The sequence below is a fragment of the Bradyrhizobium viridifuturi genome (genome assembly GCF_001238275.1).
Classification (GTDB): domain Bacteria; phylum Pseudomonadota; class Alphaproteobacteria; order Rhizobiales; family Xanthobacteraceae; genus Bradyrhizobium; species Bradyrhizobium viridifuturi.
In genome coordinates this window covers 42,929-55,955 of the sequence record NZ_LGTB01000054.1, presented here as the reverse complement: position 1 = coordinate 55,955, position 13,027 = coordinate 42,929, and the positions used below count along the sequence as shown (strand labels likewise).

General features: G+C 58.9%; 9 protein-coding genes. 8 read left to right on the top strand and 1 reads right to left on the bottom strand.

The window, feature by feature from the left end:
• Positions 1–1,168 precede the first annotated feature (1,168 nt).
• Genes ALC15_RS47735 through ALC15_RS36055 form a run of 6 tightly spaced genes read left to right on the top strand, consistent with a single transcriptional unit; the run spans position 1,169 to position 9,133 of the window.
• A complete protein-coding gene (locus ALC15_RS47735; RefSeq protein WP_200914730.1) occupies positions 1,169–3,580 on the top strand; it encodes a 2-aminoethylphosphonate--pyruvate transaminase in 2,412 nt (803 codons plus the stop codon).
• A gap of 31 nt (positions 3,581–3,611) precedes the next feature.
• Positions 3,612–4,670 (top strand): dhydrorhizobitoxine desaturase, encoded by a 1,059-nt coding sequence (gene rtxC, locus ALC15_RS36075; protein ID WP_050631388.1) that lies wholly within the window; start codon positions 3,612–3,614, stop codon positions 4,668–4,670.
• Positions 4,671–4,699: 29 nt separating this feature from the next.
• On the top strand, positions 4,700–5,497 hold the full coding sequence (locus ALC15_RS36070) for a gamma-glutamyl-gamma-aminobutyrate hydrolase family protein (RefSeq protein WP_244486412.1): 798 nt from the start codon (positions 4,700–4,702) through the stop codon (positions 5,495–5,497).
• Entirely contained in the window at positions 5,494–6,516 is a 1,023-nt protein-coding gene (locus ALC15_RS36065) for a DMT family transporter (RefSeq protein ID WP_244486411.1), read from the top strand. The genes ALC15_RS36070 and ALC15_RS36065 overlap by 4 nt, the downstream gene beginning before the upstream one ends.
• A complete protein-coding gene (locus tag ALC15_RS36060; RefSeq protein ID WP_050631386.1) occupies positions 6,513–7,802 on the top strand; it encodes an ATP-grasp domain-containing protein in 1,290 nt (429 codons plus the stop codon). The genes ALC15_RS36065 and ALC15_RS36060 overlap by 4 nt, the downstream gene beginning before the upstream one ends.
• The gene (locus tag ALC15_RS36055; protein ID WP_050631385.1) at positions 7,799–9,133 is read left to right on the top strand and encodes a glutamine synthetase family protein; all 1,335 of its coding nucleotides are present in this window, start codon (positions 7,799–7,801) and stop codon (positions 9,131–9,133) included. The genes ALC15_RS36060 and ALC15_RS36055 overlap by 4 nt, the downstream gene beginning before the upstream one ends.
• A 215-nt stretch (positions 9,134–9,348) precedes the next feature.
• On the opposite strand, the gene ALC15_RS36050 is transcribed toward ALC15_RS36055, so the two are convergent.
• Complete coding sequence (locus ALC15_RS36050; protein WP_050401222.1) at positions 9,349–9,645, bottom strand: hypothetical protein; 297 nt, start codon at positions 9,643–9,645, stop codon at positions 9,349–9,351.
• Positions 9,646–10,029: 384 nt separating this feature from the next.
• Here ALC15_RS36050 and ALC15_RS43720 point away from each other — a divergent pair, with 384 nt between their 5' ends.
• Positions 10,030–10,272: a hypothetical protein gene (locus tag ALC15_RS43720; protein ID WP_128089675.1), complete on the top strand. Its 243-nt coding sequence runs from the start codon at positions 10,030–10,032 to the stop codon at positions 10,270–10,272.
• 1,196 nt (positions 10,273–11,468) lie between these two features.
• The gene (locus tag ALC15_RS36045) at positions 11,469–12,662 is read left to right on the top strand and encodes a hypothetical protein (protein ID WP_050401260.1); all 1,194 of its coding nucleotides are present in this window, start codon (positions 11,469–11,471) and stop codon (positions 12,660–12,662) included.
• Positions 12,663–13,027 lie beyond the last annotated feature (365 nt).

Genomic DNA, 13,027 nt, shown 5'->3' with positions numbered 1-13,027 from the left:
ATACCCGAAACCTCTGCAATAATTATGCTACGGACTTACGGGGCAGAACACTACGCAGACAGGACGGAAATCGAGCGGCCGGTTGCTGACAGACCGCGCATGACTTGCGATCAAAACGTGCGGCTCTCAGGAGGTTTAATCATCTAGCGATTTCCTAAGCAACGCGCGTTCTAGACCATCATCGTTCTGTCAGAAACCTGCCTTCGAGCCCGCGCAAGCTGCTTACTCTTCGCCATCCGGCTATGCGCTCATCGTCTCGCTCCAAAGTCCGCTTTCCGGACGCTCCATCGAACGCAAACAGACGGCGTATCTGTTTGCCGATGTGGCAAAGCGCCGCGCACGCAACAGCGGGCGGAGCAGGCTAGCTCACCTGTCCGTGGCCATCGAGCTCAGGTGATTTCCGACAGCGTCATTGAACTCCAGGCGACTACGGAGCTCGTCCGAGAACCTCCGCACAGGTCGTCTTGTCTCCCGAAGGTGGACGCGTACGTCAGGAAAAATTCACACGAGAAAATGCCGGAGAGGGTTGAAACGCACCTAACGTCAAGTTGTACCATCTCAAAAATAGACGGCGAGGGTCGTCAGCGTACAAAAATCTCCAACGAACGACAGTGTGAGAATGTCTCAAGTCTTAGGCTCACGCAGGAAGCGGCGATCATCAAATGCGCCGTGCTGATCCGGGCCGGCCGCCACGGTCGGACGCGCACGGCTAATCCGACTTCAATATTGCCGGAGTGGCGCCGCGTAAGCCGTCCGGTTGAACTGTCGACGCGCGGCGACAAGCCGACACTCGCGCTCAAATCTGCGGGATGCGTATGGCGGGATCGGAGTGGCGCGTCGCGCCAAATGGGGTTCGAGGGGCGGTCATAATGCGAACAGTTGGGAGATCTGAATGACATCGCTCAAGAGCCTCGCGAGACATCACATCGCATCCGCGACTGGATGTGCAGGTTGTCCCTGGGCAGCTTCTTCGACTGCCGATCCGGAGCGCACCGGGGCTCTATCGCGCAGGGCGCAAAGCTCTTGAACGGCGCTCGCCGTCTCGATTGCTGGGGCGGTTTTGTTCCAGATGCATCGTTGAATACAACTGAGGGGGAATAGTGTGACAAGACAGCGTTCTTTGCTGACGCCTGGTCCATTGTCGTTATCGCTGGATGTCAGGAGCCAAATGCAGCTTGACCTTGCATCGCGCGATTGCGAGTTCAAGGAAGTGACCGCCCGCATGCGGCGGCTGATCCTCGATTTGCTGGCAAATGCCGACGACTATTCGGTGGTCCCGATTCAGGGAGGCGGCTCTTTTGCGATGGAAGCCGCTCTGTCAACATTCGTGTCTTCAGCCCACAAACCGCTCGTTTGCATAAACGGCATCTATGGCGAGCGCATATACAAGATGCTGCGGCTATGGGGTGTCGAGGCGCAGACGCTTGCCAAGCGGGCGACCGACCCTTTGGATCCTCAGGAGATCGGCGAGCATCTGAACCGAAATCCTGGCGTTACGCACCTGTGTTTCGTTCATTGCGAGACCACGACCGGCATCGTCAATCCGCTGGATGCGATCGTGGAGGAGGCGAGGCGGCTTGGCGTGAAGACGATCGTCGACGGGATGAGTTCTTTTGGCGGCATCGATATTGACCTGAGCAAGGGGGGCCCTGACGTCCTGGTCACGTCGAGCAACAAGTGCATAGAGGGGCCTCCGGGCGTAGCGTTTGTCATCGCCTCTCGCGAACTGTTGGAGAAAGCGGTTCAAGAGCCGAGGTCATTTGTGCTCGACGTGAGAGACCAATGGCTCTCGCTGGAGCGCACAGGTGAATGGCGTTCGACACCTCCCACCCACATCGTTCAGGCAACGACCAGGGCACTGGAGATCCTGGAGGAAGAGAGCATTCCTGCCCGTCGACGCAGGTATGAGAAGGTCAGGGACGATCTGCTCAACGAACTCGAAGGAGTGGTCTCCCCGCTGCTGGCCGCCAACGTGCAGTCGCCGGTCTGCGTTGCGTTCGTTGCGCCGTCGGGGATGGCGGATCAGGCAGCATTCGATGGGCTGTATCGCCACCTGGCGAGCCACAACCTCTACATCTACTCCAAGCTGCACATTGCGACGCGGAGTTTCCGGATCGGCTGCATCGGGGAAATTCAATCCGGTTGGATTCAGCAGTTGGGTTGCGCCTTCCGGACATACTTCCGCCCTGGTCAGGGTGCGGCAGCGCGACCAATATCCGCCCAGGAGACGTCCCAGGCCCTCGTCAAGATGCCGCCTCGCGTGGCAGCAAGCGCGCAGGTGCCATGGTCCCCCGAGACTGCCGTTCTGCACGCGGGTTACCGTCGCGACCCGGTGACGAAGGCTGTGGCCGTGCCGATATATCAGAACACGGCTTATGAACTCGATGGCGATCTGAACCACATTGCCGACGTCTACAACGTAAAGGCTGATGGGTTCACCTATACAAGGATCATCAATCCGACGACCCGCGCGCTGGAAAGAAGGTATGCGGCGGTCGATACGGGAAGGGATTCGCTCGCCGTCGCATCAGGGCAAGCGGCAACCTTCCTTGCCATCGTCAACCTGGCAAGCGGGCAGGTCGGGGATAATGTCGTCGCCTCGCCATATCTGTATGGCAATACCTGGAACCTGCTCCATAACACGCTGAAGCGTCTTGGCATCAGCGTCAGGACGGCGGATCCTCGAAGGCCCGAGACGTTCGAACGTGCCATCGATGATCGCACGATATGCCTGTTCGGAGAGGTGATTTCGAACCCCTGTCTGATTCCGCTTCCGGTCCAGCAGCTGGCGGAGATCGGTCGGAAATACGGCGTTCCCCTGGTGGTGGATAATACCACGACGCCTCTGGTATGCCGGCCGTCAGATCTCGGTGCTGCGATCACGACGTACTCCGCGACAAAATACATATGCGGTCATGGCACCACGTTGGGCGGGCTGATTGTCGACAATGGAAAGTTCAGCTACCGCGGAGCCTCCCGCTTTCCGTTGTTCAACGGTCCTGACGAGGCGCATGGCGGGATTATCTGGCGCAGCGCGCTGCAGGATGTCGACGATCTTGGAAAAAGCGAGTTTCTGCTGAAGGCTCGCATGACTTGGCTGCGCGATACCGGGGCTGCGATCGCTCCGTTTGCGAGCTTCCAACTGATCCAGGGGCTTGAGACGCTGCCGCTTCGCATGAAGCAGCACTGCGCCAACGCCAGGGTCGTCGCAGACGCTCTCAAGAAGCATCCAAAGGTGCGCCGTGTTTTCTATCCGGGGCTCTTCGAAGGCGCCGATCGGGAAACCGTCGACCAGACGCTCAACCCGGCATTTGGGCACGGCGCAATGGTCATGTTTGAGGTGGAGGACGAGCTGGCCGGACGCAAGTTCATCCAGAACGTCGACTTGATGTATCACGTTTCGAATGTTGGGGATGCGCGCACACTGGTGACGCATCCCGTCTCCACGACACACACAACCGTTCCACGAGAAAAGCGCGAGGCCGCGGGCATATTTGGCGGTTCGATCCGGCTTTGCGTCGGCATCGAGGACGTCGACGACATTGTCCGCGATCTGCACAAGGCGCTTACCGCAATCTGACAACCTAGAAAGTGATCAGGAAGGGATTCTCATGAATCAGCCAGAAGCTTGGAAACTGAGGTCGTCACGCTATGAGGCCGTTCCATTCAGTCGCGAAATCAATAGGCAGCTCTCCGAGCTGAGGCCCGATAACATAACGGGTGCTGCCTATATCGCGAAAGACTACGTCGTGATCGCGGCGTGCACGCTCGCGACCGTGTCGGTCTCATGGTGGTTGTATCCGCTCGCGGTCCTTCTGATCGGCGCCTACCAGCGTGGATTGACGACGATCGCCCATGATGCGGCTCACCGCACGCTCGCGAAGAACACCACCTGGAACTACGTCCTTGGGATTCTGTTCGCTGCCTATCCGTTGTTCCAGCGCCACTGGGCCTACCGGATCTCACACGTCTATTTGCATCATCCATATCTCGGCGACCCGGACAAGGATCCTGACCTGAAGTTCTTCCTGGCCAACGGTGTTTACGACGTGCAGCCGCCTGAGCGATACGCGTTCAACCTGATCTGGAAGCCGATATTTGGCGGTGCGACGGTGGCGTACCTGAAGTATCTCTGGACCAACCGGTTTTCGATCAGGGATGCCGAGGACGAGAGCCGCTCAGGCATACTTATCGACAAATATGGCTTCTATCTCTTCTGGATCTGCATCCTGGGCGGATCATATGCCCTTGGGCTGCTCCACATCGTGATCCTGTTCTGGATCGTGCCCTATCTCACCACGTTCCAGGTGCTTGGCTGGTTTGTTGAACTCGCCGAGCATTCACCGATGTGCGAGACCGAGACGCAGAACGTCTATCTGACAAGGAATCGCAAAGGAAATTTCCTGGAGCGGGCTATCCTTGGGCAAAACCTGGATGAATATCACCTCGAGCATCACCTCTCGCCTGGCATCCCGTTCTGGCTGTTGCACAAAGCCCAGAAAATCAGGATGCAGGATCCGGCTTACGCAAAGGTTGCCGCAAGCTGGGGAGGGCTCTTCGTCAAGGGGCCGCAAGGTCAGCCGAGCGTCATCACTCAGTTGAAGGAGCGAAACCGACGACTGTATGAGCAGTCTGTGCGCGGTGCCAGCACGAGCGGACAACCCGCGTGACGTTGCAACGGCCAGACAAAGCCCGCGCCGTGGTCGGCATCACCTCGAACCGTCTGTTGGTCGATGGAGTGCATCGCGATTGGTTGCGGCGCAAGTACGTCAAGGCTCTGCTTCATCATGCGGGCGTGGCCTGCGTCATATTGCCGACGATCGACGCTGAAGATGCGTCCGTTGAGACCGCACGGGCGATCATGCGGACTCTCGACGGGCTCGTGTTGACAGGAGACGAATCCAACGTCGATCCTGCCATTCTGAGGGCGCCTGCGTCCTGTCCAGGGCCTGATCAGCAAGACATCGAGATTGGAATCCGTGATCGTCCCCGGGACAGGCTCTCCGGGGTAGCGATCAGAAACGCCATTGCGCAGGGAATGCCGATCCTGGGCATCTGCCGCGGTCTGCAGGAGCTCAACGTCTATTTCGGCGGCACGCTTCGCTCATCCCTTAGCGCGTGGAGTCTAGGAAGTGGCCAGATGCATGCCGAGAAGACAGACCGCCCGAGAGATCGCCAGTACGATGTCGCGCACAGTATCAGGGTATGTCCCGACGGTGCGCTCTTTCCGATCGCGCGCACCGTCGAAGCACAGGTCAACTCCCTTCACAATCAAGGCATAGAGGTGCTCGCCAGCGCCCTAAGACGGGAGGCGTGGGCGCCTGACGGCCTGGTCGAAGCGGTTTCGGTCGTGGGCGCGCCGACGCTGCAGATCGCCGTGCAATGGCACCCCGAATGGCACGCCTCGACCGATCTGCTGAGCAAGCGACTATTCACGGCGTTCGGAGAGGCGTGTGTTGCGTACGCCGAACAAATAAGCACGAGAGGTGGACAGTGACATTTCAAACCAAACGCGGTCCGCCTAGATCGAAAAAGGAGTTCGTCGAAACCGACGCGCCGGCATGGTTCGGGCTGCGTGCTGCGCCGCAGCAACCTCGAACGAACGGCGGACGATCGACAAGCCGCTTCGCTCTGGGAGTTCTCTTCGTGGCGCTTTACGTCGTCCTGAGCGCGGCAGGAGAGGTGTATGCGGCATCGTATTTTCAGCAGGCAGACCTGTTCGTCGCTCTGTTGGTGTCCTTTGCTGCGGTATGTCTGTCGTTCAATCTGCTCGCTGGTCACGGGACGGGCAAGGCACGAGTGACGAAGCCAGCGCTCGTCGCTTTTGTGTCGCTCAATCTCGTGACCGCGGTCAGCTGGATCGGATTATTTGTCGGCCTGAAATACGCCGAGCCTGCGATCGTCGTCGCGTTCATGGTGGCGATAGGACCCGCCGCAACGGTGTGGTTGAATGCGCTGATCAGGCGGAAGGGTATCCCGCCAGCAACCGACATCGTCGTGAGCGTTACGATTGCGATGATTGGCGGCTATATGATCTGGATCTCGGTCAGCGGCAATGCGGGTGTGCAGTGGGGACCGCAATCGTCCTTCGGCATCGTCCTCGCAATCGTGGCGGGCCTATCGCTGGCGCTCACAAATATACTGGTCAAACTACTATTCGATTGCGGGTTTTCCGGCCGACAAGTGTTGGCGCATCGGTTCTATGGAACGATTTTCCTATTGCTGGGACTGGTCGACTATTCCTCCATCGTGCTTGAGATCTCGCAGCATTGGCCTGCGATCGCAGCGATTGGGCTTTCCACGATCATTGTTCCGTTGCTTTTGATCCAGGAGGGCATCCGCCGCGTCGAGCCCTTCACCGTCAACATGGTGCTGTCCACCGCCCCTGTCATCACGTTCCTGTTCCAGTACTTCGATTCTCGTATCGTGCCTTCGCTCCACACGTTCATTGGAAATGTTCTCATCACGATTGTCGCTGTCGGCAACGTCTACTCGCAATATCGGAGGACCGCATGAACGAACGCAAATGTGTAATCGTCGACGCATATTCGACTGGCCGATTTCTACCTGAAGAGTTCAGGCGGTACGGAATTGGAACGGTGCACGTGATGTCGGCTGCACAGATCCCAGCCATCTTCCAGTCGCATTTCGACGCGGACCTGTACGATGAAGTCATTCGTCCCCACGAATGCATGGCCCACGACGAGATCGTCGAATTTCATCTTCAGGCCCTCCGTGGCAGGGAGCTGGAGTTCGTTATAGCGGGGTCTGAGACCGGAGTTGAGCTCGCCGATTCCATCTCGGAACGGCTGGGGTTGCCTTCGAATGGGACGGCTCTGTCAGCCGCCCGGCGTGATAAATCGCGGATGTCCGAAGCGTTGGCCGCAGCAGGCGTGCGATCGATCAGGCAGGTCGTGTCTGACAATGCCGTTGAAATCGCTAGCTGGAAACGTCAAGAGAACTTCGATGAGATCGTGATCAAGCCACTAAATAGCACAGGCACGGAGGACGTGTTCTTCTGCTCGGCTGATGCGGATGTCGAGCGCGCTCTGGCTGCCATCGTCGGAAAGACGAACCGGGTCGGAGCGTTCAATGAACTGGCGCTTGCACAGGAGAAAATAAACGGTCAGCAATATACCGTAAATGCCGTCTCGATCGATGGAGAAGCGTTCATCACCGAGGCCTGGACTTATGAGACCGTTCCCGTCGAGGGCGCATCGTCGGTCTGCTCACGCGAGTGGTTGCTCGGATCCAGGGAGCCAATCGTTCTGGAGTTGTCCGATTATCTTGTGCGTGCGTTGCAGGCACTTCAGATCGTCAACGGACCAGCGCATGCGGAGATCATCGTCGATGATCGCGGACCAGTTTTGGTTGATTTCGGAGCGAGACTGCAAGGAACCATGTCGGCAAAGGCCAGGACCATGGCGTTGGGTGACAATCATATGACGCTGACGGCCTGGCGGTACGCAAATCCCAAGGAATTTGGTGAGTGTATGAGGTTGCGTGGGGCCTACAAGCGACAGGCTCATGCACTGTGCGTCTCGTTGATCTCCGATATGAGCGGTGTCGTTGCCGGTTACTCCGGATTGGATGCAATCCGTCACCTCTCGAGCTTTGCGGATGCCATCGCATTCGTTCCCATAGGCCAAAAGCTGGTCCCGACGATCGACCTGGTGTCCACACCAGGCATCGTGTACCTCGTCAATAACGACCTGGCACAGCTTGAGGATGACTATCGCCAATTGCGTGCGCTGCGGATGAACCAGGTGTTCGATCTGATGGCGCAGGAAGGCGGCGAATGACCGCCATCCGTGTGGCGCGCACGAACTCAGCTCGTGCGGCGATGATTGGCGTGAGCGACTTTGACGGTATCCTTCGAGGTAAGCACGTCCTGGGTGAAGATCTCTCGAATGGAGACAAGATCGTCAAGTTCTCTGAAGCGGTGCTGGCGTGGGATTGTGCGGACCGCCTCATTCCCGAAGGATTCACGCAAAAGCCACTCTCAGCATTCGGAGATGCCGATCTGCGTGTTCTGTCTGGCACCGGCCGTTTGGTGTCTTATCTCGGCGATCAGGATCTCTACCTTGCCGAGTTTATGGGCGCACATGAGGACATCTGCCCGCGAGGTATCCTGCGCAAAGTCCTGAAAAGGGCAGCTGATCACGGATACGGCTGCACGGCCGGGTTCGAGTTCGAGTTCATGCTGTTCAATGAGAACGCCGACACGATTGAGGACAAACCGTTCGGCCAATGGGCTCCGTTCACGCGAGGGCCTTTCGGTTACTCGATTGCGCGCTCTGTCGCGCACCAGGAGCTGTTCGGCGAGATCTTGGCGCTTTGTGAGAAGGCCAGAATACCTCTCAGCGGCTTGCACTTCGAGACAGGGCCGGGCGTGATTGAAGCATCACTTCATCATTGTGATGCCCTGGAAGCTGCGGATCGAGCGATCATCTTCAAGGCAATGATAAAAGCCTGGGCGCAGACGAAAGGCATGATGGCAACATTCATGGCCAAGGTTTGTGAGGATTGGCCCGGCCAGTCGGGCCATATTCACATCTCGGTGTTCTCGGACGGCCAGAATGCGTTTTACGATAGTAACGCGTTTGGCAACGTCTCAAAGATCATGAGGCATTTTGTCGGCGGACAACTGAATTACATGAATGAGTTCTGTGTCCTCGCCGCGCCGAACTTCAATAGCTACAAGAGATTGGTCCCCGGCTACTGGGCGCCGGTCTGCCCAAGCTGGGGAATTGACAACCGCTCCTGCGCGGTGCGGGCCATTCCGGGAGAGCCGTTTTCACATCGCCTCGAGTACAGGCTGGCTGGTGCAGACATGAACCCATATCTCGCTCTCTCATGTGCTATCGGTTCGGGTGTGCTGGGCGTCGAGACCGATGCGGACTTGCCGGCTTCGATCGTCGGTGACGCAAGCATGGAAATGTGTCCGCGCTTCGGAAGGCTGCCTCAAAGCCTGTCGGAGGCAACATATCGGTTTGCACAGTCGCCGGCGGCCAATGATGTGTTCGGAGAAAGGTTTGTCGAGGCCTTTTCCTGCTCCCGGCGCTGGGAGTGGGAGGCCGTTCAACATCGGGTGACTGACTTTGAACGTCGGCGGTACTTCGAGATCATCTAGCTGTTCGCTATTGAGGATTGCCGCCGTTGCGCCGCGGTTGGTCAGGGCCTGGGCGTCCGTCCGGGACAGCCGCGGAAGTTCACGCCTGGACCCTTCCTTCCTTCGCCGTGTTCTTGGAAGCTGGCAACCATCCCAATCCTGCTATCCATCTTGTTGCGCTTCAACTGAACCTCCGGCCGCAGGGCGACCGGAGGTTGACCCAACAGGTCTTCGCGTCAGTGCCGCTTGCTGCCTATCGGCGTGCTGTTGGACGCAGGGTCGTCAACTGCTTCATTGTCGGACGCGTTGCCGTCGTCTGCATTCTTTGCGCCCTTGGTCGACTTCCTGCCCGCTTTTGCGCCAGCGGCCCTGAGCTTAGGCGACGGGTCGTCATCATCGCTTATCCCGCTCTGTACGCTTGATGCTTCGCCTTTGCGAGCCTTGGCATCTGCGGCAAGGCTTTGCGCAATGACTGGGTAAACAAGGAAAGCCGCAAGGCCGCATGCGAATACGGAGGTCTTCACCAATTTCATTCACGTCTCCTGGATCGATTTGCTTGACGGAGCGATTTTGGCTCGACGCCACGCCGCCCGCCTGCGCCGCTTGCGTCGCGTTAAGCGAACGTGCAGCGCGGCTTCATCTAATCTCTCTTGTGTGGTCATCGTTTAGGAGATTTGGGGTAAATTCGCGAAGTTGTTGTCTTACCTGTGGCGATACAGGATCTGCGCTGCTGAAGTCGCCGAAGTCCCCGGCCGGGGAGATGGACGCGCGCGACGGGCGGCTTTAAGTTCGCACGTCTGGAGTCGTCTCAAGGCAGGCACCGCCTTTGTCGTGGAGCTTGTCAGCATCCTGTAAGCTAAGCTCGGCAGTCTACCGCTATCGAAAGCCGGCTTTGGCGGTTCTCCGGGAGACTAGGTATGGCTTCTATCGAACGAGCTTTGTCTACGCACGCTATGCCAACAATCATCGAGGATGAAGAAATCCAGCACCCGAGAACGGAAGCCTCTCCATCAGCCGATCCAACGGAGTTTCGCCAGCAACCAGTCGCGCTGAGAAGAGTCGGATCATCCAACGCGGGCGACAATTCCCTGGGCAGTATGTCGCAGGAGTTTCGCGCGGTGCTGGCCGGGATAGGGGAACGTCGCCCGAGTTTCGCTTGAATCCTCCCTATCGTGAGTCTGCGTTGCGCGACGGTCCTCGTCTTGTGCGAAATCCGTCGCAGGGCCGCCCTACTGACCGCCTTACCGGGATTGTCGACCGCAACGGCATTTTGGATAGCTCGGGCGGTATTGCCTCCGAGGCGGATACTAACGAATATAGGCAGTGGTGCCTTGAGCGGTGGGCCGCCAATAGGCAGGGAGCTTCGGCGGAGCGGTTGCTGCTTGCGTTGCCCGACGATCCTCGCTTTGTGCGGCATGATATCGCCCGTGAACCGACCACTCGGGTCAGCAAGCCGCATCGTCATTTCCCGTCGAGCCTGTGCGTCCTCAAGGGGCCCAGGACCTGCGGCGTCGGCACGACACCGTCAACAGTTTCGATAACTCCATCGAGAGCCGAGATGATACCAGCGACAGTGTGGGTTTCACTGCTTCAGAGGAGGACCTGCGTCGCCAGCGCGCCATCCTCGAGTTGACTCGACCGGTGCCGCCCCGAGACAGAGTACGCAGCGACGACTCAACGGTACGCGAAGTCGCCCACGTATTCGCAATGCAGCGCGGCCATCAAGCCGAGCCGTCTGTCGTGGATCCGTTGCGCGGACTCGGCTTTCAGAATCAAGAAGCCGCCGGACCTTCGTCTTCCGCCGAGCCTTCACGCCATCACCAGCGACTGGATCGCGCAATAACAGGGCCGATGAATGGCTCCGGGCATCTGGACTTCGGCCCTGTCGTCGGGCCGAACTGGGTCCATCGCGATCAACCGTCCCCTGCTTCCCTGATTCTTCAGTTACGTCAGCACGGCTTACTGCCGAACCAGCGACAGACGACCATCGAGATCAATAGTGTGGCCTGTACAGTCGTGCGGGGGCCGGGAGGCGCACGGGACATTCGTCTTTTCCGTAATCGGTATGTTCCGCCGCCGCAATCTGGCATCGTCACGCCGTGAGCATCCATGGACCGTAGGTCTCGGGTTCATTGCCGTCTCCCTGCGGGAGCGGGCTGTCGGCTCACGCTGAAACCCCGCTTGCGCCGGGTTTTCACCCTTCGGGCTTCCATCCCTGACGGTAGCTGCGGCGCGCCGGAATGTCTTGGGCCTCGGGGTGGCCGTAAAAAGGGAGAGGCAGAGTGGGGTGGCCTTGGCCATGACGGGTTGAGGGTCGGAGGAGAGTCTTCCGGCGCCCGTCATGGAGATTGCTGCCATGAATACGCAAATTGTTGATGCCGGCCGAATTGCGAGCGGCGGATACAAAGTGGATGTGAGGCGCGGCGAGCGCGTCGGTCGGGTGTCCTCGGAGTGGTTTTCCCGCCCAGCAGATCAGCGTTACCTGTCGCTCGATGAGCTGGCCCGCACGGTGCACGATCGGGCGAACCGCAGCCGGACGCGCGTGGTCGAAAGCGCGCTGATCCATGTCAACGCAAGCCGTGCCGACCCTGAGCGGCTGGCCTTGATGTTGCCCGGCTCCGACACTCCGGTTGCACCGACGCATTGGAGCTTCGGTCAGCTTGCAAGCCAGGTTGGCGCTCCGGCCGCTTACCTGCGGCAGCTCCCTGCGTCACTCGCAGCCATCAACCTGCAATATGGCTTGAACGCCAATCGTCTGGAGCAGATCAAAACGCTCGAGACCGAGGGGAGCCGTGTCGAGCTTCGCGCCGTCACCGGCCCCGACTATGGCCGGATCTACGACCACGAGTTGGTCGAGGCCGTACAGCGCATCGCCGGCAATGGCACAGGCGATACACGATGGAAGGTGCCCGGTGTACTCGACTGGTCGAGCGGCATCTACAATCCCCGTGTCGACATTTCCAAGGCCACGACGACCCTGTATGCATCAGACAGGGACGTTTTCATCTTTCTGGTCGATGATCTAAATCCGATCGAAGCCGGTCGTCTTCGCGACGGCTCGCCCGACCTCTATTTCCGAGGCTTCTATTGTTGGAACTCGGAGGTCGGCGCGAAGACCCTCGGCATGGCGAGCTTCTATCTTCGTGCGGTTTGCCAGAATCGCAATCTGTGGGGCGTGGAAGATTTCGAGGAGATCACAATCCGCCATTCCAAATACGCAGCCTCGCGATTTGCTCACGAGGCAGCCCCGGCATTGTCGAGCTTCGCCGACTCTTCACCCATGCCGTTCGTCAACGGCATCAAGGCCGCTCGCGCGCGGATCGTGGCACGCAGTGACGAGGATCGCACCGAGTTCTTGCGCCGCCGCGGCTTCTCCAAGGCCGAGACAGGCAAGGTGATAGATGCGGTGCTGGCGGAGGAGGGCCGCCCGCCTGAAAGCATCTTCGACTTCGTGCAGGGCATCACCGCCGTCGCGCGTGACAAGCCGCATCAAGATGTCCGCCTGGACATGGAGACCAAGGCCAAGAAGTTGCTCGACCGCGCGGCGTAATGTCAGCCAAGCCGGAGATCCTGGTCTCCGGCCTGGTACGCCTACCCTTACGTTCAGGGGTGATGGGCGCTGCTCTCTCGCCGTCATGTCCATCGCGGACTGCCAGGTCCGGGCAGTTTCGAATTCTTGCGGGATCGAGACCCGCGCAGGGATTGCGACGACGACATCGGAATCTCTGGCTTCTCGCGTCGACACGATCGGCTGATTCATACAATCGCTGCCACGAACCCATTTCCGTGCGTTCAGCTTCGTGTTCGCCCCAACGTCTTGGCTCAGGGGCAGTCAACATAATCGCCTCTGCCACCGCCGGCGGCCATTTGAGCTTCATCCGATCCGCCATGTGACGGCGCGACCTGGTTTTTTCC